Genomic DNA, 25207 nt, shown 5'->3' on the forward strand with positions numbered 1-25207 from the left:
GGGACCGCCAGGGAGCGCGAACTTGCACACTGCCGGCCACCTGATCCCCCGCCTGCGGGACCTGCTCGGAGCCCAGGGCCTGCTTGACGACCCGGCGCAGTTCGCCCGCTATGCGCAGGACTGGTCCGGCGACCTCGCCGGGCGGCCGCTCGCCGTCGCCCGCCCCGCCACGGTGGAGGAGGTCGCCCAGGTGGCGCGCCTCTGCGCCGGGGCGGGCGTGCCGGTCGTGCCGCAGGGCGGCCATACCGGGCTGGTGGGCGGCGCCGTCCCCTCCCCCGAGGGCGACGAGTTGGTGCTCAGCCTGGAACGCCTCGACCGCCTGCGCGGCATCGATCCGGTGAACTTCAGCATGGTCGCCGAGGCCGGCTGCGTGCTGGCCGCCCTGCAGCGCGCCGCCGCCGAGCAGGACCTGCATCTGCCGCTCTCGCTCGGTGCGCAGGGAAGCTGCCAGATCGGCGGCAACGTGGCCACCAATGCCGGGGGCGTCAACGTGCTGCGCTACGGCATGGCGCGCGACCTCGTGCTCGGCCTGGAGGTGGTGCTGCCCGATGGCCGCGTCTGGAACGGGCTGCGCAGCCTGCGCAAGAACAACACGGGCTACGACCTCAAGCAGCTCTTCATCGGCTCCGAGGGCACGCTCGGCATCGTCACCGCCGTGGCGCTGAAGCTCTTCCCGCGCCCGACCCAGGTGCAGACCGTCATGCTCGGCCTCGCCTCGGTCGAGGCCGCCATGGCGCTCTATGCCGCCGCACGGCGCGGCCTTTCCGACCTGCTCTCCGCCTTCGAGTTGCTGCCGCGCCGCTGCATCGAGCTGACCCTCGCCGCCAGCCCTGCCCTGCGCGAGCCGCTCGCCGCACCCGCGCCGGTCTATGTGCTGATGGAGGCCTCCGCCAGCGGGCTGGTGGACCTCGCCGCGCTGATGGAGCAGTTCCTCGCCAGCTGCCTGGAGCGCGAGGCGATCCTCGACGGCACCGTCGCCATGAGCGAGGCCCAGGCGCGCGACTTCTGGCGCCTGCGCGAGGAGCTGGTCGAGGCGCAGCACCGTCATGGCCGCCACCTGCGCACCGACGTCTCCGTGCCGATCTCCGACCTCGCCGCCTTCATGGCGGCGGCCGATGCCGCCATGGCCCGCCACCTGCCCCAGGCCCTGCCGGTCGCCTATGGCCATGTCGGCGACGGCAACCTGCACTACAACGTCTTGCCGCCGCCCGGCCTCGCCCCCGCCGCCTGCGACGCGCTGCTGCACCAAGCCGAGGAGCTGATCTTCGAACTGGTGGACCGCTTCGGCGGCTCGATCAGCGCCGAGCACGGCATCGGCCGCGTCAAGCGCGCGCCCTTCCTCCGGCGCCTGGGTGCGGTTGACCGTGATCTGTTGCGTGCGATCAAATCCGGCCTGGACCCCGCCGGCCGCATGAGCCCGGGCCGTATCTTCACATTGGACGAGTGATGAGCGATCGCGTCAGCCGCCCCCCCCAGCTTCCCTCCCGCATCGCCGACCTCGTCGCCGCCGGCATCGCCGAAGGCCGCTGGAAGCCGGGCGAGCGCCTGCCCGCCGAGCAGGCCCTGGCGGATGCCTATGGCGTCAGCCGCAACGTCGTGCGCGAGGCGATCTCGCGCCTGCGCGCTGACGGGCTGGTGCAGTCGCGCCAGGGCGTCGGCGCCTTCGTCATTCGCAAGCAGGGCACCGGTGTGCTGCGCTTCGATACCGAGGCCCTGCAGGACGATGCCACCTTCCGCAACCTCTTCGAGCTGCGCGCCATCCTGGAGATCCAGACCGCCGGCCTCGCCGCCGAGCGTCGCACCGAGAACGACATCGCCGCCATAACCGACGCCTTCCGAGACATGCAGCGCGAGGTCGAGGGCGATCCCGGCGGGGTGGATGCCGACCTCGCCTTCCACCGCGCCGTGGCCCGCGCCGCCGGCAACGAGCAGATTGCCCGCGTGATCAGCTTCCTCTCCGACCAGGTGCGCGAGACCATCATGGCCACCCGCACCCGGCCGGGCAGCTCGGTCAGCGAGGTCATCGCCGTCACCATCGCCGAGCACCGTGCCATCCACGCGGCCATCCTCACCGGCGATCCGGAGGCGGCCCGCAACGCCATGGCCACCCATATCCGCAACGCCGCCAGCCGGCTTGGCTTCGCGCTCGCGGTCTGAGGGATGCCAGGGGGCGCCGCCCCCTGGACCCCCGCCGGGGTGACAGTGTCACCCCGGACCCCACCATCAGAAAGAATGTGGGAGGCTGGGGGAACTCAGTTCCCCCAACTGGGATGTTCAGGAGGGGTGGAACCCCTCCTGATGCCGCATTCCATTTCCGCGGGCCTGCCTCCCGCCCCGTGGGGAGCCGCCCCGGAGGGCATGGAAACAGCCGCTTGCGGCGGGCCTTGCGCGGAAGGAGCCGGCGGGCGGGGCTGGCGCGTAATGTAAGCATGCTTATAACAGTGCTGCTCATGACCTCTTGCTCGCTTCCGCCGGATGCCTGACACCCAACCCACCCTCGGCTTCGTGCTGCACGACGTCGCGCGCTTCCTGCGCAAGCGGTTCGAGCAGCGCGCCCGCTGCCTCGGCCTGACGCGCTCGCAATGGCAGGTGCTGGCCTTCCTGGCGCCCAACGAGGGCATCCATCAGGGCGGCCTGGCGGAGCTGCTGGAGATCGAGCCGATCACCCTGGCCCGCCTGCTGGACCGGCTGGAGGGCAACGGGCTGGTCGAGCGGCGGCAGCACCCGACGGACCGCCGCGTCTGGCAGCTCTACCTGACCGCGAAGGCCCACCCAATGCTGGCGCGGATGCGGCAGATCGGCGACCGCACCCGTGCCGAGGCGCTGGATGGCCTCTCCCAGGCGGAGCGCGAGGAGCTGCTGCGGCTGCTGCTGGCCATGCGAAAGAACCTGACCGCGGCCTGCGAGCAGCCGGTCGAGGAGACGAAGCATGACTGAGCGGACCGCAGCCCGGCCCGCCGGCATGGCCATGAGAGCAAGGAAGCAGGAATGAGCCGGCTGCAGACCACGACCGAAGCGCAGGATGAAGCGGCGATCAGCACGGCCGAGCCGCCACACCGCCCGCCGGTGGCGCGCATGTCGGGCCGCCGCCGGCTGCGCTGGGCGCTGTTCCTGCTGCTGCCCGTGACCCTGGTGGCGGGCGGCTATTTCTACGTCACCGGCGGACAGATCATGTCCACCGAGAACGCCTATGTCCGCGCCGACATGGTGGGCGTGACGACCGACATCTCCGGCATCGTCACGCAGGTGGCGGTGCACGAGAACCAGCATGTCGCGGTGGGCGACGTGCTGTTCCGCCTGGACGACCAGCCCTTCCGCCTGGCGCTGACCCGCGCCGAGGCGCAGCTCGGCATCGTCGCCAACGACCTGAATGCGCAGAAGGCCGGCTATCGCGACATGCAGGCGCAGATCCGCCAGGCGCAGGTCGAGGTGGATTACGACACGCGCGAACTGGAGCGGCAGCGCCAGCTGATCGCTCGCAACGTGGCCTCGCACGTCACCTTCGAGCAGGCCGAGCGCGACCTGCGCGCCGCGCAGCAGAAGGTGGCCTCGCTGAACCAGCAGCTCGCCGGCATCGCCGCCAACCTGGGCGGCGATCCGGACCTGCCGGTCGAGCAGCACCCGCGCTATATCGAGGCGGTGGCGGCGCGCGACGAGGCCGCCCGCCAGCTCGCCCATACCGTGGTGCGGGCGCCGATCGCCGGCACCGCGACCAACGTGCCCTCGCTGCAGCCGGGCCAGTACCTCGCCGCCGCGACGGCCGGCTTCAGCATCGTCGCCACCGGCAACATGTGGATCGAGGCCACGCCCAAGGAGACCGAGCTGACCTATGTGCGGCCCGGCCAGCCGGTGACGGTGACCATCGACACCTATCCGGACTACGCGTGGCACGGCACGGTGGAGAGCGTCAGCCCCGCCTCGGCCTCCAGCTTCGCGCTGCTGCCGGCGCAGAACAGCAGCGGCAACTGGGTGAAGGTGGTGCAGCGCATCCCGATGCGCGTGCATCTCGAGCCCGAGGCCGGCGCGCCGCCGTTGCGCGTTGGCATGAGCGCGGTGATCAGCGTGGATACCGGCCATGCGCGCGGCATGCCGTCCTTCCTGGCCGGGCTGTTCGGCGCCAACGGCGGCGCCCCGGGCCGGGCCGGCTGAGGGCGGCCGCCATGCCGGTCGCCAATCGCGGCGCCATCACCGCCTGCGTCATCCTGGCGGTGATCATGCAGGCGCTGGACACCACCATCGCCAACGTCGCGCTGCCCTATATCCAGGGCAGCGTCTCGGCCAGCGCCGACCAGATCAACTGGGTGCTGACCTCCTACATCGTCGCCGCCGCGATCATGACGCCGCCCTCCGGCTGGCTCTCGGCACGCTTCGGGCGCAAGCGCGTGCTGCTCACCGCCATCGCCGGCTTCGTCGCCGCCTCGGTGCTCTGCGGCCTGGCGCAGTCGCTGGTGCAGATCGTCGGCTTCCGGCTGCTGCAGGGCTTCTTCGGCGCCTCGCTGGTGCCGCTCTCGCAGGCCATCCTGCTCGACATCTACACGCCGGAGGAGCGCGGCTCCGCCATGGCGCTGTTCGGCGTCTCGGTGATGGTGGGTCCGGTGCTGGGCCCGGTGCTCGGCGGCTGGCTGACCGACAACCTGAGCTGGCGCTGGGTCTTCTACATCAACGTGCCGCTCGGCCTGCTGGCCTTCCTCGGCGTCAGCGCCTTCGTGCAGGAGACGCGCGTCGAACGCGCGGCGAAGCTGGACTGGACCGGCTTCGGCGCGCTCAGCCTCACCATCGCCTCGCTGCAGCTCATGCTCGACCGCGGCGAGCAGCTCGGCTGGTTCGGCTCGGGCGAGATCCTGGTCGAGGCGGTGGTGGCGGCCTCCGCCTTCTACATCTTCCTCGTGCACACCTTCACCGCCGAGCGGTCCTTCGTGAACCCGCGCCTCTTCCTGGACCGCAACTTCACCCTCGGCATGGTCTTCATCTTCGTCGTCGGCATCACCTATCTCGCCTCGCTGGCGCTGATGACGCCCTATCTGCAGACGCTGATGGGCTATCCGGTGGTCACCGCCGGCATCGTCATGGGGCCGCGCGGCATGGGCACGATGGTGTGCATGTTCATCGTCGGCCGGCTGATCGGCAGGGTGGACACGCGCCTGCTGCTGGCCACCGGCCTGCTGCTGACGGCCTGGGCGATGTACGACATGACGGCCTGGACGCCCGACGTCTCGCAGTGGCGCATCATCGTCACCGGCTTCGTGCAGGGCGCCGGGCTCGGCTTCCTCTTCGTGCCGCTGACCACCGTCACCTTCTCCACGCTGCCGGCGCAGCAGCGTGGCGAGGGCACAGGCCTTTACAACCTGTCACGCAACATCGGCTCGGCGGTCGGCATCTCGGCGGTGACGGCGCTGATCAGCGAGAACGTCCAGGTCAACCATGCCGAGCTGGTCAGCCACATCACGCCCTTCAACCGCCTGCTGCAGCAGCCGGAGATACAGGCCTACAGCCCGCTCACCCTGCCCGGCCGCGCGGCGCTGGACGAGCTGGTAACCAATCAGGCGACCATCATCGCCTATCTCGACGACTTCAAGCTGCTGATGATCCTGTCGCTGGCCTCCCTTCCGCTGCTGCTGCTGCTGCGCCGCCCGCAGCAGGCCGCGGCGGTGGACCACAGCGTCGCCATGGAATAGGCGGCGGCCTTCCCGGCTGCCGCGCCGCGCGCTATCCGGCGGCGATGACCGCCGCCCGCCCCCGCCGCGCTCCCGAGACCTCCCTCTATGCGGCGGTCAAGGCCCATCTGGAAGCCTGCGGCTACGAGGCCAAGGGCGAGGTCTGCGGCTGCGACATCGTCGCGCTCCGGCCGGGGGAGCCGCCCTTCCTCGTCATCACCGAGCTGAAGATGAGCTTCACGCTGGACCTCGTCCTGCAGGGCGTGGACCGGCTGGCGGCGGCGGACGAGGTCTGGCTGGCCGTGCGCGCCTCCCGCCGCGGGCGGGACCGCGACCGCCGCGCCCATCGCCTCTGCCGCCTGCTCGGCTTCGGCCTGCTGGCGGTGGACCCGGCCCGCCGCGCCGTCGAGGTACTGGCGGAACCCGCCCCCTACCGGCCGCGCCCCAACCTCCGGCGCCGCGCCCTGCTGCTGCGCGAGCACCAGCGCCGCCAGGGCGACCCGACACCCGGCGGCGGCAGCCGCAGCCCGGTCATGACGGCCTACCGCCAGCAGGCCCTGGCCTGCGCGGCGGCCCTGCGGGAGGGTCCGTGCCGGCCGCGCGACCTCAAACCCGCCGCGCCCGAGGCCGGCCGCATCCTGCTGCGCAACGTCTATGGCTGGTTCGAACGCGCGGAGCGCGGTGTCTACCGCCTCACCCCGGCCGGGGAGCAGGCGCTCCGGCAATGGGCGGCCGTGGCGGAGGCCGACGCTCCCCCGAGTTGACGCCAGGGCGGAAGGCTGGGGGAATAGCGCCCTCCTTCCGCTCCGAAAGGGATACGCCGCATGCCGGACTGGAACCGCGCCGCCACCGAAGCCGACATCATCGCTGGCGCCTGGACCGGGGCGGCGGGGCCGGGCGGCGCCATCCTGACCTTCGACACCGGCGGTATCCGCCACGCGGCCAGCGGCGGCCTGGCCAGCATCGAGCACGGCCTCCCCTTCACCCCGGAGACGCCGAACCGCTATGCCTCGATCAGCAAGCACTTCCTGGCGGCGACCCTGCTTCTGGAGGGCCTTTCCCTCGACGCCCCGCTGGGCGCGCTGCTGGAGGGCCTGCCTGCGGCGCTCGGCGCGGTGCCGCTCGGCCGCGCACTCGACATGACCGCCGCCCTGCCGGACATGATGGAGGTGTTGTGGCAGCGTGGCGTGCCCTTCACCGCCAGCCTGAAGGCCGAGGAGATCATGGCGGTGGCGCGCGGCCTGCCCGGGCTGAACGCGGCGCCGGGCACGGAGATGGCCTATTCCAACACCGGTTGGCGGCTGGCCCAGGCCGTCTTCCCGGCGCAGCGCGGCGTGCCCTATGCCGAAGCCCTGCGGCGCCGCCTGCTGGAGCCGCTCGGCCTTCTCATCGCCTTCCCGGAGGACGAGGCGGAGGCCGTGCCCGGCCTCGCCACCGGCTACTGGCGGGACGGCGCCTCCTGGCGGCGCGGCCGCTACGGCGTGCATTTCTCGGCCTCCGGCGGGCTGGCGGGCAGCGCGGCGGCGCTGGCGGAATGGTTGTCGTCCTTGCTGGCCGGCCGCGGCCCGCTGGCCGGAATGCTGGAACACCTCGCCGCCCCCCGCCACTTCGCCGACGGTTCGGAAAGCCTCTACCGCCTGGGCCTGGTGCGCAGCGCGCTGGGCGCCACAACGCTGCTCGGCCATGGCGGCTCCCTGCCCGGCTACCGCAACCACTTTCTCATGGCGCCGGAGCATGGCGCCGGCGTCGTCGTGCTGACCAACCGCGAGGAGGACGCGCTCTGGCCCGCGCTGCGGGTGATGGCGGCCCTCCTGAGGGAATCCCTGCCCGAAGCGCCGCAGGGCTTCCCCAGCGGGCTTTTCGCGGCGGCGGAAGGGCCGTTCTGGGCCGAGACCACAGCCGCTTCCATCACCTACATGGGCGCCTACGAGCACCTGGTCGCCGCGCCGGAGGGCGGCGCACGCAGCCTGCCGGCCTATCTCGACGTGCGGTTCCGGGCGGAGGGTGAGGATATGCTGGCCGGCACGGTCGGCGGCGCCGCGCGACGGCTGCGGCGCGTGCCGGCGGATCAGGCGCTCGCTCCCGCGCTGGCCGGCACATGGCAGGAGGCACGGCTCGGCCTGACGCTCCACATCCGTGCCGACGGCACCGCCCGCTTTCCCTGGGCGGGCGGGATCGGCGCGGAGACCGCCCTCACGCCGCTGCCGGGCGGCCGCGCCCTCGCGGATCTCGCGCATGGCCCCTGGCGTCACCGCCCCTGCCTTTCCCTTGAGCCGGATGGTTCTTTGCGGGTTGCCAGCCATCGCGCCCGGGTGTTGCACTTCCACCGCCAGAACGAACCGGGAGATGATGCTTGATCCGCACACGCCTTGCGCTGCCGCTCTCCGCCGCGCCGCTCGCCCTGACCCTGGCCCTGCCGCTATCCTCGGAGGCGGTGGCGCAGCCGGCACCGAACCGCGTGCTGCGCGTGGCCCCGCATGCGGACCTCAAGACGCTCGATCCGGTCTTCGCCTCCATCGTCATCACCCGCATGCACGGGCTGATGGTCTACGAGACGCTGTTCGCCTGGGATTCCAAGCTGCAGCCGCATCCGCAGATGGTGGAGAGCTTCTCCACCGCGCCGGACAACCTCGCCTGGACCTTCAGGCTGCGCGAAGGCCTGCGCTTCCATGACGGCCAGCCCGTCACCAGCAAGGACGTCATCGCCTCGCTGAAGCGCTGGATGGCGCGGGACACGGTGGGCGGCAAGCTCGCCGAGTACACCGCCGCGCTGGAGGTGCAGGACGACCGCAGCTTCACGCTGCGGCTGAAGAAGCCAACGGGCATGGTGCCCTTCGCGCTCGGCTCGGCGGTCGGGCAGATCCCGGCCATCATGCGCGAGAGCGACGCGACGACGGACCCGATGAAGCCGGTGCAGAACACCATCGGCAGCGGCCCTTTCCTGTTCAACCGCGCGGAATGGCGCAGCGGCGCGCGCGTCGTCTATGACCGCAACCCCGACTACAAGCCGCGCAGCGAGCCTGCCGATGGTCTCGCCGGCGGCCGCGTGGTGAAGCTCGACCGGGTCGAGTGGACCATCATGCCCGATGCCGCAACGGCCTCCGCCGCGCTGCAGGCCGGCGAGATCGACATCTGGGAGCAGCCGAGCCAGGACCTCATCCCGGTCATCAGCCGCGGCCGCGACATCAAGGTCGAGCGCTACTCCAGCCTCGACAACCAGGCGATGCTGCGGCCGAACCACCTGCACCCGCCCTTCAACGACCCCCGCGCGCGGCTGGCCCTCGCCTATGCGACCGACCAGGCCGACTTCCTCGCCGCCGGCTTCGGCGACGAGCAGTGGTGGAAGCGTTGCGCGTCGTACTTCGTCTGCGGCAGCCCGAACGGCACCGAGGCCGGCACGGAGGCCTATGCCAAGCCGGACCTGGAGACCGCCCGCAAGCTGCTGGCCGAGAGCGGCTACAAGGGCGAGACGATGGTGATCACCTCCTCCTACGACATTGCGCCGATCGGCCGCATGGCGGAGGTGGCGGCCGAGGCGCTGAAGAAGATCGGCATGAAGGTGGACCTGCAGTTCGCCGACTGGGGCACGGTGACGACGCGGCAACAGAACCGCGCGGCACCGGATCAGGGAGGCTGGAACCTCTTCGTCACCACGGCTTCCGGCCCCACCATGCAGTCGCCGATCACCAATATCGGCACCAACATGTCCTGCGACCGCGCCTGGGCCGGCTGGCCCTGCGATGCCGAGGCGGAAAAGCTGCGCAACGCCGTGGTGGAGGCGGTGGATGACGCGAGCCGCCGCGCCGCCACCGAGGCGCTGCACCGGCGGCTCGCGGAAGTGCAGCCCTATCGCGTGCTCGGGCAGTACACGCAGCCCTATGCGCGGCGCGCCAATGTCTCCGGCGTGCTGAACGCGCCGGTCATGGTGTTCTGGAACATCGAGAAGAAGTAACGACGGAGTCCAGGAGGCGCTGCCTCCCGGACTCACCGCCAGAAACCTGGCGAAACCTGCAGGCTTTGCCCTGAACCTCCCTTCTGTTCAAACTAAACTCATCGCGGGGTCCGGGGAGGCCCCATGGTCCCTTGGGCCTCCCCAGCTCTGCGCTTACCGCCCGTAGATACGGTCCAGCACTTCGGAAACCGCCACCAGCCGCTCGGCGCCGGCGTCGAAGCGCGCACCCTGCGCGAGGCGCGTCGCCCAGTCGGCGGCGGCGCGGCCACCCCAGGCATCGGGTGGCGAGGCCAGGGTCTCGCGCGCCGTGCCGCGATAGCGCTCAGCGGTGAAGTCGTAGAAGGAGCCGTTGACGTTGCGCAGCGCCGCGCCGCCCTGGGTACCGTAGAAGGCGGCGGAGATGATGGCGTCGCAGCCGGCCTGCAGGCGCCAGGAGCAGGCGAGTTGCACCGCTGCGCCGCTCTCCAGACCCAGCGTGGCGACGGCATAGTCCTCCACCCGGTCCGGCCTTCCGCCGAGCGGCTCGCCGCCGGCGAAGAGGCTGCCCGAGACCTTGGCGACGCCCGGGAAGTCCAGCACCCAAAGGGCGAGGTCCACGAGATGCACGCCAAGATCCATGACGCAGCCGCCGCCGGAGAGGGCGGGATCGTAGAACCAGCGCTTGTCCGGCCCGTAGGCGTTGTGGAAGACGAGATCGACCGCGTAGATGCGGCCGAGTTCGCCGGACTGCACGATCTCGCGGATGCGCCGCATCCCCTCGGTGAAGCGGTAGGAGAGATCCACCGCCAGCAGGCGGTCCGCCTTGCGCGCCGCCTCGACCACCGCCCGCGCCTCCGCCGCCGTCCGGCCGAGGGGCTTCTGGCAGAACACCGCCACGCCGCGCTCCAGCGCGCGGGTGGACTGCTCGGCATGCAGCGCGCTCGGGGTGGCGATCACCACGCCGTCCAGGTCCATCGCCAGCATCGCGCCCAGGCCATCGACCCGGCGCACCCCGGGCGCCAGCTTCTTCGCCTCCGCCACCATCTCGGGCGAGGGATCGGCGATGGCGGCGGCCTCCGCCATGCCGGTCTCCAGGATGGCCTGCATCCGGTGGCGGCCGATCCAGCCGACGCCGAGGAAGCCGAGCCGCGGGCGGCGGAGCTGCGCCGGGCGCGGCGCCTCGCTCAGCACCTGGCTCATCGGAAGGTCACCAGCGCCTTGAGGAAGCCGTCGGGCCGGTCGCGTGTGGCGTTCAGCGCCTCGTCCAGCCGCTCCAGCGGGAAGCGGTGGGTGTAGAGCCCGTCCGGGTCCAGCCGGCCGGAGGCGACGGCCTCCACCGCCTCGCGGATACCCTGCATATAGACCTTCGGGTCCCGCTCATGCGCGTTGATGACATCGAGCCCGCGCCAGTTCCACAGCCACATGTTGACCTGCCGCGGCCCGTCCTGGTGGTAGCCGGCGACAATCAGCCGGCCGCGCTCCCGGGTCAGTTCGGCGGCGAGGTCGAGCGGCCACTGCTTGCCCACCGCCTCGATGACGCGGTCGCAGAAGGTGCCGCCGGTCAGTTCCTTCACGCGCGCGATGATGGCGTGGTGGTCCTCCATCGGGATCGCCTCCGCCGCGCCCATGCGCCGCGCCAGATCGAGCGAGAAGGGCCGGCGCGAGATGGCGATGACGCGCGCGCCCGCGTCGCTGGCGAGCTTCGTCAGGAGGGCGCCCAGGAAGCCGATGCCGATGATGGCGACGGTCTGCCCGGCCTCGATGCCGCTGCGGCGGAAGATGTTCATCGCGCAGCCCAGCGGCTCGCCCGGGAAGGGCTGGCCGGCCAGGGAGTCCGGCAGACGCACCACGGCCTCGACATCCGCGAGGTCGTATTCCGCGTAGCTCTTGTAGGAGAGGGCGGCGACGCGGTCGCCGGGGCGCAGCCCCTCGACGCCCTCGCCCAGCGCGTCCACCACGCCCCAGCCTTCATGCCCGAGGGCGCCCGGCTCGGTCGGGAACTGCATCCATTCCGGCCCTTCCCAGGGCGTCAGGTTGGAGGCGCAGACGCCACAGCCCTCCAGCCGGAGCCGCACCTGCCCCGGCCCGGGCTCGGGCAGCGCCACCTCCTCAAGCTGGATCCGTCCCGGGCCGACGAGCGTCGCGGCCTGCATCGTGCGGGTTGTGGCGGCCATATGGTTCACAGCGCGATGATCCCATCAGTCATTGCGTTTCAGCCCTCCTTCGCCTCAGGCGTGCCTCCGACCTAGGCCCTGGCCTGCTCGGGAGAAAATCAAAGCTTTGCGTCCTCCGCCTGGGAAGCACTGCCTCCCGGGCCCTGCGGCCCGTGAGAAGCCGCGCCTCCGGCCCGGGTAAACTTCCGGGCGCACCGCTCATTGCTTCAGCAGCCAGGGAGGAGCCGTGATGCCGAATGAGGATGCACCGCCACTGGGTGGCGTTCTCGAAACCAGCCTCTACGTGGACGACCTGCCACGGGCCCGCACCTTCTACGAGGAGGTATTGGGGCTGCGGCCGATGGTCGTGGACGAGCGCATCGCCGCCTATCCGGCAGCGCCGGGCAGCGTGCTGCTGCTGTTCCAGCGCGGCACCACCGGCACGCCGGTGGAGCTGCCCGGCGGCGTGATCCCGCCGCATGACGGCAGCGGCCATCTCCATTACGCCTTTGCCGTCGCGCCCGAGCAGCTTGCGGCCTGGCAGGCACATCTGGAGGCGCGGGGCATCGTCATCGAAGGCCGGGTGGACTGGCCGCGCGGGTCGCGCAGCCTCTATTTCCGCGACCCGGACGGCAATCTCGTGGAACTGGCGACGCCCGGCCTGTGGAAGAACTACTAGAGCAGATCCCGTTCCGATGACATCATCGGAACGGGTGAAGATGCTCGTCAAAACAAACGGCTAGGGCGTTTTCCGTGAGCCAGATCGAACGGAAAATGCTCTAGCCCCACGGCAAGGGAAAGCGGGGGGAGCCTTGGCCGTCTTCTTCACCGGCGACACGCATTTCGGCCATGGCGGGGCACGCGGGCTCTATCGCCGCCCCTTCCCCTCCACCGCCGCGATGGATGCGGCGATGCTGGAGCGCTGGAACGCCGCCGTGCGGCCGGAGGATGAGGTCTGGCATCTCGGCGACTTCGCGCTCGGGCCGGATGCCGCCGTCATGGAGGCGCTGCTCGGCCGCCTGCACGGGCGCAAGCACCTCATCACCGGCAACAATGACGGCCCGGCCACGCTCGGCCTGCCGGGCTGGGCCAGCGTGCGGCCCTATGCCGAGATCACCGTGGAAGGGGCGCCGCTGGTCCTGTGCCACTATGCCTTCCGCAGTTGGCGGAACATGGGCCGGGGCTGGATCAACCTGCACGGGCACAGCCATGGCCGACTGAGGCCGCTGCCACGGCAGGCCGATGTCGGCGTCGATGCCTGGGGCTTCCGGCCGGTGACGCTGGAAGAGATCCTCGTCGCCCGCCCGTGGCGCCGCAGCGCCGCGAAGGAAGCGCCGGATGGCGGCTGACAGGAGGACGGCATCACCCGGCGCCCGTCCAGCCCAGCGCCAGCACGGCGACCACGAGGTAACGCCCGGCCTTGGCCAGCGCCACCAGCAGCAGGAAAGGCAGGAACGGCTCCCGCATCACCCCTGCCACCAGAGTAAGCGGATCGCCCACGACCGGCAGCCAGCTCAACAGGAGCGACCATTTCCCGTAGCGCCGGTACCAGCCCTGCGCCCGCTCCAGCATGGCGGGCCGCACAGGGAACCAGCGCCGGCGGCGATAGCGTTCGATCGAGCGGCCCAGCGCCCAGTTGATGGCCGAGCCGGCGGTGTTGCCCAGGCTCGCGGCCACCAGCAGCAGGGCCGGCGAATAGGTTCCGGCGAGCAGCAGACCGGCCAGCGCCGCCTCCGACTGCGCCGGCAGGATGGTCGCGGCGACGAGGGAAAGGCCGAAGAGGCCGGCATAGACAGCGAATTCAGCCATTGCGGGAGGCCCCCCCTGGTCCCGTGCCGCCCCTAGAGCATTTTCCGTTCGCTCTGGCTCACGGAAAATGCTCTAGCCGCTTGTTTTGACGAGCATCTTCACCCGTCCCGATGATGCCATCGGAACGGGATCTGCTCTAGCGCAGCGCGGCACAGGCGGCCAGCCGCCGGCCATCAGGCTCGGCGGCACTCCACCGTGACATGCGCGAGTTCATGCACCGGCCGCAGGCGCGCGCGGATCGCCTCGGTGGCCGTCGCATCGGCGCCGCTGACGCTGACGATGGCCGCATGCGCCTCCGGCCCGACGCGCCAGATGTGCAGGTCGGTGATCCGCACATCGCCCGGACCCTCGACCTGCTCACGCACCTCGGCCTCCAGCGCCGCGTCGCTGGTGTCGAGCAGCACGGCGGCGGTGTCGCGCATCAGGCTCCAGGACCAGCGGGCGATGACGATGGCCCCCACGGCGCCCATGGCCGGGTCGAGCCAGACCCAGTCCAGGTAGCGCCCGGCCAGCAGCGCGGCGATCGCCAGCACCGAGGTCAGCGCATCGGCCAGGACATGCAGATAGGCCGAGCGGAGGTTGTTGTCCTGCCCCTGCCCGGCGGGGGTGTGGTGATGACCGTGCCCGTGGTCATGATGGGGATGGTCGTGGTGATGGTGCCCGCCCGAGAGCATCAGCGCGCTGACCAGATTCACCGCCAGGCCGAGGGCGGCCACCAGCGCTGCCTGGCCAAAGGCCACCTCGCGCGGCGCCAGCAGCCGGCCAAGGGACTCCACGGCGATGGCGAGCGCCACGACGCCCAGCACCAGGGCCGAGGCGAAGCCGGCGAGGTCGCCCACCTTGCCGGTGCCGAAGCTGAAGCGCCGGTCCCGGGCATGGCGCCGGGCATAGGCATAGGCGCCCGCCGCCACCGCCAGTGCGCCCGCATGGGTCGCCATGTGGAACCCGTCGGCCAGCAGCGCCATCGAGCCGAACAGGCTGCCGGCGATGATCTCGCCCACCATCATGACCGCCGTCAGGGCGACCACCCAGAGCGTCCGGCGGGCATTCTCGTCATGTGCGCGGCCGAGGAAGACGTGGTCGTGGGAGAGGTCCTCGGTGCCGGTCTGGTTCGCCATGGGGATGGTCCTACTTCGCGTAGCGCCGGATGACGGCGATCATGTCCTCCGCCCCTTCGCGCCGCTCCTCGTCGCTGAGGCCGGGCCGGGCGACATGCTCACGCAGGTGGTCCTCCAGGATCTCGTCCAGCAGGCCGTTGACCGCGCCGCGCACGGCGGCGACGCGCTGGAGGGTCACGGCGCATTCCGCATCCTCCAGCAGGGCACGCTCCACCGCCTCCACCTGCCCGGCGATGCGCCGGACGCGGTTGAGCAGTTGCTGCCGGTTGGCTTTCAGGTGCGACATACCATACCCCCCTACCCTATAGAGCAGATCCTGAAAAGCCTGAACTGGGTAAGGCGGGCAGGCACGCGGGCACCCTGCTCCGGCCTCCCCTCCCCCACGGCACCGGTGAACCCGAGGCGCTTCCCGCGCGTTCAAGCCGTCGCGGCCTGGCCGCCGCAAACGATCCGGAATTCCATCGGGGAGAAAGTTAGAGTGCGAACCTACCGGGTTGCGGGAATGGCGAACGAGCGCACCGCCGGGCTCATCCGCAAGAAGCTGCAGGACCATTTCGGCACGCTCGTCACGGTGGAGACGGATTTGCGGTCCGGCGAGGTCCGCATCGATCTCTCCAGCGATCCGCAGATCGTCGGCTTCCTCATCGACAGCGCCGGCTGCAGCGTCACCTCCGTCAGCGACTGAGCCTTGCCGGTGGCGCTGCCAGCCCGGACCTGCGGCCCTCACCTGCGGCAGGCGAAGGGCAGGAAGCTGCTCGCGGCGCCCGCGTTCATCGCCGCGATGCTCATGGCGTTCGCCAGATCCAGCTCTGCCTGTGAACGCGGGCAGACATCCCGGCCCGCGCGGCAGCCGGAGGCAAGGAAGGCCGCATGCCTTTCGAGGAAGTCCCGGCTCAGATCCTGGCGGCCGAACTGTATCAGGGCGCTGTTCCACGCCTCCGTGTAGCGGGCGCATTTCACCTCGGACCAGCTCGGGGCTTGCTGGTCCGGCGCCGCGGCCGCCCGCACCGGCAGGCCGCCGGCGAAGAGGGCCAGAAAGGCAGCCGCCATGCTCGGCCCGCATCTCATTCCCATTGCCACCTCCTGGAGCCACGGGCGACGCGCCACAGGCGCCGCAACGGACCAATCGTCATCCCTTGTGCCGCCCGCCCGCTGACCGCCCTTCGCCCCCGGCAGATGGCGCAGGAGCGGCCGCCGCCCGACAGGGAGAGGCACGGCGGCCGGCCGCGACCATCGTTTCAACCAATACCTGGCATCAGCATCCCGCCAATTCAGCAGGAGGTCATGAGGGTCCATATCGGGTGCACCGACGGCAAGCCCGTCAGCGAGACAAACCCCTTTCAGGACAAGTCATCATGACCATCACCCGTTCGCTTCTTGCTGCCATCGCCCTCGTGGGCCTGGCGGGTGCCGCCCAGGCGCAGGACCTGGCCGTGACAAACCGCGGCGAGAATTTCGCGGTCCAGTATGATCCGAGCTACACCGGCAACATCCTTGGCGGCGGCTACGCCCGCTTCACGCAATTGGGCCGGGAGACGCAGATCACCTACGCCGACCCCACCCTTGGCAAGCACGCCGCCGGCATCCCGGTGGACCTGGGCGGCAGCCATGGAGAGGTCGTCTATCTTCCCCAGGCGCCGGCCTCCTCGATGATGGCGGCGCGCTGATCCGCGGCGCCGGCCATCCGCTTGCAGGCTGACGAGCCGGGACCGCCGCAAGGCGGCCCCGGCTTTTTCATGGGCCGGCCAGGCGCGGCTCAGCGCCGCCGGCGCTGCTCCACGTCACGCACGGCGCCGCGGGCGGCGCTGGTCGTCAGCGCGGCATAGGCCCGCAGCGCGGCGGAGACCTGCCGCTCCCGGTTCACCGGCTGCCAGGCCTCCGCGCCGCGCTGCTCCATGGCGGCGTGGCGCTGCGCCAGAACCTCCTCGGCGACGGCCAGCCGGATGACGCGGTTCGGGATGTCGATCTCGATGCGGTCGCCATCCTCCACCAGCCCGATCAGACCGCCCTCGGCCGCCTCGGGGGAGACATGGCCGATCGACAGGCCGGAGGAGCCGCCGGAGAAGCGGCCATCGGTCACCAGGGCGCAGGCCTTCCCCAGCCCCTTCGACTTCAGATAGCTCGTCGGGTAGAGCATCTCCTGCATGCCGGGGCCGCCCTTCGGGCCCTCGTAGCGGATCAGCACGATGTCGCCCGGCACGATGCGGCCGCCGAGGATGCCCTCCACCGCCGCGTCCTGGCTCTCGAAGATGCGGGCCGGCCCGGCGAAGGTCAGGATGGAGGCATCCACCCCCGCCGTCTTCACGATGCAGCCTTCCTCCGCCAGGTTGCCGTAGAGCACGGCCAGCCCGCCGTCCTGCGAGAAGGCATGCTCGCGGTCGCGGATCACGCCCTTCTCGCGGTCGAGGTCCAGCGCCTCCCAGCGAACGGACTGGCTGAAGGCTTCGGTGGTGGGGATGCCGCCCGGCGCGGCGCGGAAGAACTCGTGCGCGGTGCGGCTCTCGGTGCGCCGCACATCCCAGCGCGCCAGCGCGTCGCCCAGCGTCGGCTCGTGCACGGTGGGGATCGAGGTATCGATCAGCCCGGCGCGGTCCAGCTCGCCCAGGATGCCCATGATGCCGCCGGCGCGGTGCACGTCCTCGACATGCACGTCCGCCACCGCGGGCGCGACCTTGCACAGCACGGGCACGCGGCGGGAGAGCCGGTCGATGTCGCGCATGGTGAAGGGCACGCCGCCCTCCTGCGCGGCGGCCAGCAGGTGCAGCACCGTGTTGGTGGAGCCGCCCATGGCGATGTCCAGCGTCATCGCGTTCTCGAAGGCGGCAAAGGTGGCGATGTTGCGCGGCAGGGCGGAGGCGTCGTCCTGCTCGTAGTAGCGCTTGGCAAGATCGACGATGAGCCGCCCGGCCTCCAGGAACAGGCCCTTGCGGTCCGCATGGGTGGCGACCACCGTGCCGTTGCCCGGCAGCGCCAGGCCCAGCGCCTCGGTCAGGCAGTTCATCGAGTTGGCGGTGAACATGCCGGAGCAGGAGCCGCAGGTCGGGCAGGCCGAGCGCTCGATCACCTGCACCTCGGCATCGGTGACGGTGCTGTCGGCGGCGGCGACCATGGCGTCGATCAGGTCCACGCTGCGCTTCTGGCCGCGATGGACGACCTTGCCCGCCTCCATCGGCCCGCCCGAGACGAAGACGACGGGAATGTTGAGGCGCATCGCCGCCATCAGCATGCCCGGCGTGATCTTGTCGCAGTTGGAGATGCAGACCAGCGCGTCGGCGCAATGGGCGTTGACCATGTACTCGACGCTGTCGGCGATCAGCTCGCGCGAGGGCAGGCTGTAGAGCATGCCGCCATGGCCCATGGCGATGCCGTCATCCACCGCGATGGTGTTGAACTCCTTCGCCACGCCGCCCGCCGCCTCGATCTCGCGCGCCACCAGCTGGCCGAGGTCCTTCAGGTGGACATGGCCGGGCACGAACTGGGTGAAGGAGTTGGCGATGGCGATGATCGGCTTGCCGAAGTCGGAATCCTTCATCCCCGTGGCCCGCCAAAGGCCGCGGGCACCGGCCATGTTGCGGCCGTGGGTGGTCGTGCGCGAACGGTAAGCGGGCATGCTGGCGATCCTCATTCCGTGCCGGTTCTGGCTGTCCCGGCCGCGCCTCATGCGGGACACCGGGTCGGGTCACCCGCCTTTACTCCCGCCGGCACGTCTCGGCCAGCCAGGGCGGCCGCCCGATTGACGGGATACCAGTTTCCGGGCGGCCATCCCACGGCTGGCGTTCCCCCCCTTCCGGCACCCGTGGCCGCACGAACACCGCCCTGCCATCAACCACCGGCCCCCTCCGTTCCGATAGCGGATTCAGACACTTACCTGCCCTGCAGCCATGTCTGCCAAGGTGTAGCCGTCAAGGTGCCCGTAGAAGTGCTTCTGTGCGGCGCTGAGCGCCGCTTTCAGCCGGCAGGCCGGAAGCAGCGTGCAGCCTGCGCTGCCAGGGCGGAAGCATTCCACGAGGGCCTGCTCCTGTTCCAGGCGCATGATGACTTGCCCGAGCCGGATCTCCGCAGGCGCCCTGGCAAGCAGCACGCCGCCCGACATTCCCCGCATCGTGCGCGTGACCCCCAGGTCATTCAGATCCTGAACGATCTTGTGCAGGTGGTGACGGGACAGACCGCCAAGCTCCCTGGCGAGCGCCTCGACGCTGACGGGCGCCCCGGACGGCCTCATGGCCAGCAGCATAAGGATGCGGAGAGCGAAGTCGGTCGAAGCAAGGAGGCGCATTCGGCATGCTTCCAGATTTGGTATTGACGATACCAGATTCCGGGGCGCATGAAAGGTGCATCGTCAATGCACCTTTTGGCGATCAACGCCCGCCCGCCGCGCAGCGTGGGCATAGCGCCCGCCGATCCGCGGGCCAGGAGCTTGCCGCATGAGCGCCACCGATCTTCATGGGTCTGCCTTCGCCCACAGGAGCCTGGCAGACATTGCCGTCACGCTTCCCGGCGCCACCCAGGTCTTTCGCCAGCGCAAACTCGATTTCTGTTGCGGTGGCAGGGTTTCACTCGCCGAAGCGGCCATCGCCAAGGGCCTGCCCCTGGAGGAAGTCGAGGCCGACCTCAGGGACGTCGCCACGCTCGGGCTGCCTGCCACGCTGCCGGAGGCGACCGAAGATCTCATCGGCCTCATCGAAACGCGCTACCATGCTGTTCACCGCAGGGAACTGCCGGAACTCGTCCGGCTCGCGCGGCGGGTCGAGGCCGTCCACAAGGCCCACCCCGCCGCGCCGCACGGGCTGGCTCATCACCTGGAGACCATGGCCGGAGAGCTGGAGGAGCACATGCGGAAGGAGGAGCAGATCCTGTTTCCCCTGATGCGCCGCGGCGGCCATCCCATGATCGCGCAGCCCATCGCCGCGATGCTGGCCGAGCATGACGACCACGGGGAGCATCTCCGCGAACTCGAGCGCCTCACTGCCGACTTCACCGTTCCGGACGACGCCTGCCCGACCTGGCGCGCCCTGTATGTTGGCGCCCGGAAGCTCGCGGAAGACCTGGTGGAGCACATCCACACGGAGAACAACATCCTGTTCCCGCGCTTCGCAGGCTGATCTGCGGACCCGGTCATCCGCCGGACAAAGGCTTGCCATGAACGATCTTGCTGTTGCCCGCGCGCTCCACGTCCTCGCCGTCGTCCTCTGGATCGGCGGCGTGGGCATGGTGACGACGGTCATCTTGCCGGCCGTCAGGCGAGCCTATCCCGCCGGGCAACGCTTCGGGGCCTTCCACAGCCTGGAGAGCCGCTTTGCGCGGCAGGCGCGCCTGACCACCCTCCTTGCGGGCATCAGCGGGTTCTACCTGACCTGGCGCCTGGAGGCGTGGGAGCGCTTCCAGAGCCTGGAGTTCTGGTGGATGCACGCCATGCTTCTGACATGGCTCGCCTTCACCACGATGCTCTTTGTGCTTGAGCCGTTTTTCCTGGACCGCTTCCTCGCCCGCCAGGCGTCATCGCGCCCCGAGGCAACCTACCGCTTCGTCGAGCGGCTTCACTGGCTGCTTCTGAGCCTCAGCCTCCTGACCGTGGGGGGAGCGGTTGCGGGAAGTCATGGCATCGACTGGTCAGCCTGGTGATCTGCCCGCTTGCGCTGCCCCTGCCCTGAAACCCTGCCCGACGTCAGGCGCTCCGCCCGCTGGCCAGATCGTCGATCCAGGTCATCGCCTTCACGGCGGTCGGAAGCCCAGCCAGCGGGATCGTCAGAAGCATGACGTGCTCCAGCTCGTCAGGTGCGATACCCTCGGCCAAGGCGCGCCGGACGTGGGAGTGCACGGCCCCCTCAGACCCGGCACCAATGGCCAGCGCCAGCTTGACCAGCCGCCGGGTCCTGGCATCCAGCGGACCCTGCTCAGCGCAGCGCTCACCGAGTTCGGCATAGGCCTGCCAGACCTCAGGGTAGCGGGCCGCCAGGCGCCCGGCGCCGGAGGGCAGGTTGGCAGGCTGGTTGTCAGCCGTGTTCGTCATGACGGTCTCCTGTCTGAGTTGGTTCGTGCCGGGGAGCTGACGCGAAGGGAAGCGGTGTCCGAACAGCCTTGTGCCGGCCCACCCGCGAAGGGTGCGCAAACCAGCGGCCCCGGCCGACTCTGAAGCGCCGCGGCATCAGCAGGCCGGCATCGGCCGCCGCCGCGGGCCCGGTGGATATCCAATCTCCCAGACGGCGCAAAAGCTTCCCGAAGAGGCGTGATTTTTATCCTTACCTCCGGCGGAGTGGCGGGATTCGTCTCCGCCTGCCCCGCCGCCAGCCACTTCCCTCACCCGGACGCACAGGCCAGAGCGCCTTTCGAGACTGCCCCGACGGTTGCCCGCAGCGGGTGGTCGGGGTCGAGTTGCAGGAAGGGGCCGTCCGGTCCGGCGGCCGCTTGCAGGACGCCCCATCCGAAGTGGAAATACCAGCCGTGCAGCGACAACTCGCCTGCCGCCACCCGTTCGGCGACGAAGGGATAGGCCGCAAGATGCCGGAGGCTGGCCAGGACGGCCGCCTGCTCGGCCCAGCGCGCGATGCTGGCGCGCTCCGCCTCGGTGACCAGCCCGTCCATCTCCTCGCGCACACCACGGGCCACACCCACCCAGTCGGAGACGTAGTCGAAGCGGCGCGCCGCATGGTCATGCTCCAGCAGACAGCGCACACCCGCACAGAAGGAGTGGCCGAGCACGACGATGTGGCGCACCCCAAGCGCCTTGACCCCGAACTCAATGGCGGAGGCGGTGCCATGCGGCTGGCCATCCGCGGATGGCGGCGGCACCAGCGCCGCCACATTGCGGACGACGAAGAGATCGCCTGGGCGCGCGCCGCAGATGATCGCGGGGTCGGTCCTGCTGTCCGAGCAGGCGATCACCATCACCTCCGGATGCTGGCCGTTCAGCAGATGGTCGTAGAGAGCCTCATCGGCTTCGAAATGCTGCCGCCGGAACTGGCTGAAGCCGCTCACCAGACGCCGCAGCGCGGCATCCCTGTCGGGTGGCGTTGGTTGAACCTGATCCATCGCGAATTGTCCTCACCTCGGCGCCAGCCTTGCACCTGCAGGCCTTGCCCTGCCGCCACCGGCGGTCAGGCCGGAGACAGGCATTCCCCAGGGAGCTTGCCGGCCTCCCCCCTGCCCGCCGGCATGAAGGCTGCCGCCGCCTGCAGGAGGGCAAGGTCGGCCAGCGCAACCACATCGGAGAGCGGGATGAACGGCACGGGCGCCGCGACCGGCGCGTCGCCGGTGACCGCGCAGACCGAAGGATCATCCAGGGCGAGCAGGCGCCGGTCCTGGCCGCGCTTCACGGCCTCCAGCTTCGGATAGGGCGACAGGCGGAAGCCTTCCAGCAGGACCAGGTCCACGGGCGCCAGGCGGATCAGCAGGTCGTCGACCTCCGGTTCATCCACGGCCGCGCGGCGCTCCCGCATCAGGATCTGGCGCGCAGCGCTGGCGAGCATGATCTCCTCAGCCCCCGCCTCCCGATGCGCCCAACTGCCGGTGCCCGGCCTGTCGAGGTCCACATCATCAGGCACGTGCTTTATTGTGGAGACCCGCAGCCCGCGCTGTGTCAGCTCCGCGACCAGGTTGCGCACGAGGCCGGCCTTGGCGGCACAGCCTCCCACCACACCGAAGACCCTCATGGAATCGTCCTTGTTTCTGAGGCCGCGAGGATGTGCCCCGGCGCGGCCATGGGCCGGGGCAGTTCCCCGCGTTGGAAGGCCACGCCGTGCTCCAGGCTGATGGCGATGCGCCGCGCCCGCTCCAGCAGATAGTCGGCGGCCTCGGCGGTGCAGACCTCCCGGGCGGTCTGCTCGAACAGGGCGAGCCAGCGCGCGAAGTGCTCCGGCCGGAGCCCGAGCGGCGCATGCGCCGCCATGGGCTGGCCGTGGTAGCGCCCCGTCTTCAGTGCCACCGAGGACCAGAAGTCGTGGATCCTGGCGATATGCCTTTCCCAGTCCTCGATGCCCCGGAACAGCGGCCCGATGGCCGGGTCGCGCCGTGCGGTGGCATAGAAGGCGCGCACCAGGCGCTCGAGCACGGCTTCGTCCAGCCCTGTGGCCTCCTGGGCGCCACGGCTGGCCTCGGCACGGCGCGTGGCCAGGATGGCACCAAGCGAAGCCGCCTGCGGTCCGCTCGCCTTCGTCTCGTCAGGCATGGGCCACCCCCGCCCCGTGGAAGGGCAGGACCTCGACAAGGTCCCCGGGCTGGACGTCCTGCTGCCCGGCCGGGACGTAAGCCAGGCCGTCCGCGGCGAGCAGCGGCGACAGCCTGCCGGAGCCGTCCGGTCCGGTCCGCTCCGCCCGCAGGCAGGCGCCCTCGGCGTGCAGGCGGACGGGCAGGAACTCCGCCCGCCCGGCCTTCCGGCGCAGGCTGAAGCCTGCCCTGGCGCCCAGAGGCGCGGGCGCGGCCGTGCCGGTCATGCGCGCCAGCAGAGGCCGCACGAAAGCCAGCGCGCCCGCCAGGGCCGCCTGAGGGTTGCCCGGCAGCCCCACGAAGGCCGCCTCCCCGATCCGTCCCGCCGCCAGCGGCTTGCCGGGCTTCATGGCCACCTTGAGCACCGCAAGGTCACCGCCCAGCGCGCCGATGGCATCGCGGACGTGATCCTCGTCGCCTACGGAAATCCCCGCCGTCGTCAGCACCAGGTCGGCCTGTTCGGCTGCCGCCCGCAGGGCCGCACGCATGGCGGCGGGCTCGTCGGCAACCACCGGGCGCGGCCTCACCTCGGCGCCCCAGGCGCCAAGCAACGCCCGCAGCATCGGCAGGTTGGAATCGTGGATCTGGCCGGGCGCCAGGGACTGCCCTGGTGCCCACAACTCGCGCCCGCTCGACAGCAGCACGACCCGCGGCCGCCGCCGCACCGCCACCGCCTCGATCGCCTGCGAGGCGAGCACCGTGACGTGGCGCCAGTCCAGCAGGGTGCCCGCGTGGATCAGGACATCCCCCGAACGGACATCCTCGCCCCGGCGACGCAGGTTGGTCCCCCGGGGCGGCACCGCTCCAATCTGAAGCAGATCCCCATGGCGGACGACGCCTTCCTGGGCGATGACCACGTCGGCGCCCTCCGGCACCGGAGCGCCGGTCAGAATGCGATGGGCGCCGCCGGGCACCAGCCTGCCGGGGGCCTCGCCTGCGGCGGTGCGGCCGGTGACAGGAAGCCAGGCGCCGGGCGTCAGCCCGGCGGAGGCGACGGCATAGCCGTCCATGGCGGACTGATCGAAGCCCGGCAGGCACAGACGGGCGGCAACCGGAGCCGCCGTCGCCCGGCCGACGCATTCCTCCAGGGAGACCGTCTCAACCGCCAAGGGCTGCGGAACCAGCGCCAGGACGCGGGCCTGCGCAGCCTCGAAGGGCATGCCGCCCGCCGCGCAGGCGAAGCCGGGAGAGATGGCGTTCATGACGGCACCCGGGTCACGCGCACCCGTACCGGGTCGGGAAAGGCCCGGGCCAGGATACGCTCCACCGCGGCGGCGGCAGGCTGGGGCGCGTTGGCCATGGCGCCAACCAGATCCAGCCAGACCTCCTCATCGCCATGCTCGACCAGGTGACGGACCTTCGAAGCGATCAAGGCGCCAAGGGCGACACCCTCCTTCGCTGCCGCCTGGGCGATCCGCGCCTGCACCTCCGGCCGGCCGACAATGGAGAGGACTTCTTCCGCCTGAGCAGCGTCCGTCAGGCCGCTGAGGATTTCGCCAAGCATGACCGGCCCTCCTACTGAACCAGGGGCGAAGCGGCGCCCGGCATGTCGAACCCGGTGATCGTGGCCTGGCCCGCCAGCAGGGCGACGTATTGCGCCACAGCACGGTGCCAGGCGCTTTCCTCGAGGTAGCGCGCGATGCGTTCACGCACCCCCGCGAAGGGCAGCACCTGCCCCTCCACCTTCCGCTCCAGCCGCAGAACATGCACGCCGTAGCGGGTCTCGACCGGCACGCGGCAGGTCTCGCCCGCCTTCAGGGGCAGCAGCGCCGCCTCGAATTCCGGCGTCGTCTCGCCCCGCCCGACCTGCCCGAGGCGGCCGCCGTCGCTGGCGGAGGGGCAATCAGAATGGGCGCGGGCCAATGCCTCGAAGCGGCCGGGCTCCGCCAGAACCTCGGCCAGTGCCGCCTGCGCCCGTTCCAGGGCCACGGCATAGGCCGCCGCATCCTCGCGCGCGGCCTGAAAGAGGATATGCAGCGGTTCGAACAGGTCAGGGCCCCGGAACCGCGCCAGGTTGGCTTCGTAGTAGCGGCGGCAGCTGGCCTCGTCGGCCTTCGGCGTCCTGACCTCGGCTTCCAGCAGGGCGCGGATCAGGGCCTCTTCCTCGGTCTCCCGCAGCCCGTCCACGGATTGCGGGGCCGCGACCAGCCCCAGCGCATGCGCACGCTGCGCCAGGAGCTCCCGCACGACCAGCGCGCGGGTTGCCTCATCCCAGGCCTGCTTGGCATTCGCTCCCGCATGGTTCTGCGCCTCGCGGGCGATGGCGGCATTGGCGATGACGACGTCGTTGACCGCCACGACCGGCGCCGCCGCATTGCGAAGGGTGACGATGCGCATGGC

The 25207-nt window shown here is 70.8% G+C and carries 29 protein-coding genes; 14 read left to right on the plus strand and 15 right to left on the minus strand.

Features of this window, described 5'->3' with window-relative positions:
• Window positions 1–22 precede the first annotated feature (22 nt).
• The 8 genes from QMO56_RS21120 to QMO56_RS21155 all read left to right on the plus strand — a co-directional run bounded on the left by QMO56_RS21120 (window position 23) and on the right by QMO56_RS21155 (window position 9606).
• The gene (locus tag QMO56_RS21120) at window positions 23–1447 is read left to right on the plus strand and encodes an FAD-binding oxidoreductase (protein ID WP_283529092.1); all 1425 of its coding nucleotides are present in this window, start codon (window positions 23–25) and stop codon (window positions 1445–1447) included.
• Window positions 1447–2157: a FadR/GntR family transcriptional regulator gene (locus QMO56_RS21125; RefSeq protein ID WP_283529094.1), complete on the plus strand. Its 711-nt coding sequence runs from the start codon at window positions 1447–1449 to the stop codon at window positions 2155–2157. Before QMO56_RS21120 ends, QMO56_RS21125 begins: the two co-directional genes overlap by 1 nt.
• A gap of 318 nt (window positions 2158–2475) precedes the next feature.
• Window positions 2476–2937: a MarR family winged helix-turn-helix transcriptional regulator gene (locus QMO56_RS21130; protein ID WP_283529096.1), complete on the plus strand. Its 462-nt coding sequence runs from the start codon at window positions 2476–2478 to the stop codon at window positions 2935–2937.
• A 51-nt stretch (window positions 2938–2988) separates the two neighbouring features.
• Window positions 2989–4149, plus strand: coding sequence for an HlyD family secretion protein (locus QMO56_RS21135; protein ID WP_283529098.1), 1161 nt, complete (start codon window positions 2989–2991; stop codon window positions 4147–4149).
• A gap of 11 nt (window positions 4150–4160) precedes the next feature.
• Entirely contained in the window at window positions 4161–5675 is a 1515-nt protein-coding gene (locus tag QMO56_RS21140) for a DHA2 family efflux MFS transporter permease subunit (protein WP_283529100.1), read from the plus strand.
• A 44-nt stretch (window positions 5676–5719) separates the two neighbouring features.
• A complete protein-coding gene (locus QMO56_RS21145) occupies window positions 5720–6418 on the plus strand; it encodes a DUF2161 family putative PD-(D/E)XK-type phosphodiesterase (protein WP_283529102.1) in 699 nt (232 codons plus the stop codon).
• Between the two features lie 60 nt (window positions 6419–6478).
• Complete coding sequence (locus QMO56_RS21150; protein WP_283529104.1) at window positions 6479–8011, plus strand: serine hydrolase; 1533 nt, start codon at window positions 6479–6481, stop codon at window positions 8009–8011.
• Entirely contained in the window at window positions 8008–9606 is a 1599-nt protein-coding gene (locus QMO56_RS21155; protein ID WP_283529105.1) for an ABC transporter substrate-binding protein, read from the plus strand. The genes QMO56_RS21150 and QMO56_RS21155 overlap by 4 nt, the downstream gene beginning before the upstream one ends.
• A 153-nt stretch (window positions 9607–9759) precedes the next feature.
• Here the strand turns inward: QMO56_RS21155 and QMO56_RS21160 are convergent, their stop codons facing one another.
• Together QMO56_RS21160 and QMO56_RS21165 are read right to left on the minus strand one after the other, a co-directional pair.
• Window positions 9760–10785, minus strand: coding sequence for a Gfo/Idh/MocA family protein (locus QMO56_RS21160; protein WP_283529107.1), 1026 nt, complete (start codon window positions 10783–10785; stop codon window positions 9760–9762).
• Window positions 10782–11759, minus strand: a complete 978-nt coding sequence (locus tag QMO56_RS21165) for a zinc-binding dehydrogenase (RefSeq protein ID WP_283529109.1) — start codon at window positions 11757–11759, stop codon at window positions 10782–10784. The genes QMO56_RS21160 and QMO56_RS21165 overlap by 4 nt, the downstream gene beginning before the upstream one ends.
• A gap of 229 nt (window positions 11760–11988) precedes the next feature.
• Here QMO56_RS21165 and QMO56_RS21170 point away from each other — a divergent pair, with 229 nt between their 5' ends.
• Window positions 11989–12417 (plus strand): VOC family protein, encoded by a 429-nt coding sequence (locus QMO56_RS21170; protein WP_283529111.1) that lies wholly within the window; start codon window positions 11989–11991, stop codon window positions 12415–12417.
• A gap of 133 nt (window positions 12418–12550) precedes the next feature.
• Complete coding sequence (locus QMO56_RS21175; RefSeq protein ID WP_283529114.1) at window positions 12551–13087, plus strand: metallophosphoesterase; 537 nt, start codon at window positions 12551–12553, stop codon at window positions 13085–13087.
• A 13-nt stretch (window positions 13088–13100) separates the two neighbouring features.
• Here QMO56_RS21175 and QMO56_RS21180 read toward each other — a convergent pair whose 3' ends face one another.
• From QMO56_RS21180 to QMO56_RS21190, 3 genes are all read right to left on the minus strand, one after another.
• Complete coding sequence (locus QMO56_RS21180) at window positions 13101–13547, minus strand: YqaA family protein (protein WP_283529115.1); 447 nt, start codon at window positions 13545–13547, stop codon at window positions 13101–13103.
• A 173-nt stretch (window positions 13548–13720) separates the two neighbouring features.
• Window positions 13721–14665, minus strand: a complete 945-nt coding sequence (gene dmeF, locus QMO56_RS21185) for a CDF family Co(II)/Ni(II) efflux transporter DmeF (protein WP_283529117.1) — start codon at window positions 14663–14665, stop codon at window positions 13721–13723.
• 10 nt (window positions 14666–14675) lie between these two features.
• Complete coding sequence (locus QMO56_RS21190; protein WP_283529119.1) at window positions 14676–14951, minus strand: metal/formaldehyde-sensitive transcriptional repressor; 276 nt, start codon at window positions 14949–14951, stop codon at window positions 14676–14678.
• A gap of 192 nt (window positions 14952–15143) precedes the next feature.
• Between QMO56_RS21190 and QMO56_RS21195 the strand changes: the two genes are divergently transcribed.
• On the plus strand, window positions 15144–15350 hold the full coding sequence (locus QMO56_RS21195) for a hypothetical protein (protein WP_283529121.1): 207 nt from the start codon (window positions 15144–15146) through the stop codon (window positions 15348–15350).
• A 38-nt stretch (window positions 15351–15388) separates the two neighbouring features.
• On the opposite strand, the gene QMO56_RS21200 is transcribed toward QMO56_RS21195, so the two are convergent.
• The gene (locus tag QMO56_RS21200) at window positions 15389–15715 is read right to left on the minus strand and encodes a hypothetical protein (RefSeq protein ID WP_283529122.1); all 327 of its coding nucleotides are present in this window, start codon (window positions 15713–15715) and stop codon (window positions 15389–15391) included.
• A 305-nt stretch (window positions 15716–16020) separates the two neighbouring features.
• On the opposite strand from QMO56_RS21200, the gene QMO56_RS21205 reads away from it, so the two are divergent.
• On the plus strand, window positions 16021–16332 hold the full coding sequence (locus tag QMO56_RS21205; protein WP_283529124.1) for a hypothetical protein: 312 nt from the start codon (window positions 16021–16023) through the stop codon (window positions 16330–16332).
• A gap of 89 nt (window positions 16333–16421) precedes the next feature.
• Here the strand turns inward: QMO56_RS21205 and ilvD are convergent, their stop codons facing one another.
• Window positions 16422–18275 (minus strand): dihydroxy-acid dehydratase, encoded by a 1854-nt coding sequence (gene ilvD, locus QMO56_RS21210; protein ID WP_283529126.1) that lies wholly within the window; start codon window positions 18273–18275, stop codon window positions 16422–16424.
• Between the two features lie 246 nt (window positions 18276–18521).
• Entirely contained in the window at window positions 18522–18941 is a 420-nt protein-coding gene (locus tag QMO56_RS21215; protein WP_283529128.1) for an Rrf2 family transcriptional regulator, read from the minus strand.
• Window positions 18942–19089: 148 nt separating this feature from the next.
• Between QMO56_RS21215 and ytfE the strand changes: the two genes are divergently transcribed.
• Both ytfE and QMO56_RS21225 read left to right on the plus strand, forming a co-directional pair.
• On the plus strand, window positions 19090–19767 hold the full coding sequence (gene ytfE, locus QMO56_RS21220; protein ID WP_283529130.1) for an iron-sulfur cluster repair protein YtfE: 678 nt from the start codon (window positions 19090–19092) through the stop codon (window positions 19765–19767).
• 37 nt (window positions 19768–19804) lie between these two features.
• Window positions 19805–20287 (plus strand): hypothetical protein, encoded by a 483-nt coding sequence (locus QMO56_RS21225; protein WP_283529132.1) that lies wholly within the window; start codon window positions 19805–19807, stop codon window positions 20285–20287.
• Between the two features lie 43 nt (window positions 20288–20330).
• Here QMO56_RS21225 and QMO56_RS21230 read toward each other — a convergent pair whose 3' ends face one another.
• The 7 genes from QMO56_RS21230 to QMO56_RS21260 form a co-directional block, all read right to left on the minus strand.
• On the minus strand, window positions 20331–20675 hold the full coding sequence (locus tag QMO56_RS21230) for a carboxymuconolactone decarboxylase family protein (protein ID WP_283529134.1): 345 nt from the start codon (window positions 20673–20675) through the stop codon (window positions 20331–20333).
• 287 nt (window positions 20676–20962) lie between these two features.
• On the minus strand, window positions 20963–21694 hold the full coding sequence (locus tag QMO56_RS21235) for a carbonic anhydrase (RefSeq protein ID WP_283529136.1): 732 nt from the start codon (window positions 21692–21694) through the stop codon (window positions 20963–20965).
• A 65-nt stretch (window positions 21695–21759) separates the two neighbouring features.
• Entirely contained in the window at window positions 21760–22314 is a 555-nt protein-coding gene (mobB, locus tag QMO56_RS21240) for a molybdopterin-guanine dinucleotide biosynthesis protein B (RefSeq protein ID WP_283529138.1), read from the minus strand.
• Window positions 22311–22829 (minus strand): group III truncated hemoglobin, encoded by a 519-nt coding sequence (locus tag QMO56_RS21245; RefSeq protein ID WP_283529140.1) that lies wholly within the window; start codon window positions 22827–22829, stop codon window positions 22311–22313. Before QMO56_RS21245 ends, mobB begins: the two co-directional genes overlap by 4 nt.
• Window positions 22822–24069, minus strand: coding sequence for a gephyrin-like molybdotransferase Glp (glp, locus tag QMO56_RS21250; protein ID WP_283529142.1), 1248 nt, complete (start codon window positions 24067–24069; stop codon window positions 22822–22824). The genes QMO56_RS21245 and glp overlap by 8 nt, the downstream gene beginning before the upstream one ends.
• On the minus strand, window positions 24066–24371 hold the full coding sequence (locus QMO56_RS21255) for a hypothetical protein (protein WP_283529143.1): 306 nt from the start codon (window positions 24369–24371) through the stop codon (window positions 24066–24068). Before QMO56_RS21255 ends, glp begins: the two co-directional genes overlap by 4 nt.
• A gap of 11 nt (window positions 24372–24382) precedes the next feature.
• On the minus strand, window positions 24383–25204 hold the full coding sequence (locus QMO56_RS21260; RefSeq protein WP_283529145.1) for a peptidylprolyl isomerase: 822 nt from the start codon (window positions 25202–25204) through the stop codon (window positions 24383–24385).
• Window positions 25205–25207: the final 3 nt, after the last annotated feature.

Source organism: Roseomonas sp. E05, from assembly GCF_030063475.1.
Classification (GTDB): Bacteria; Pseudomonadota; Alphaproteobacteria; order Acetobacterales; family Acetobacteraceae; genus Pseudoroseomonas.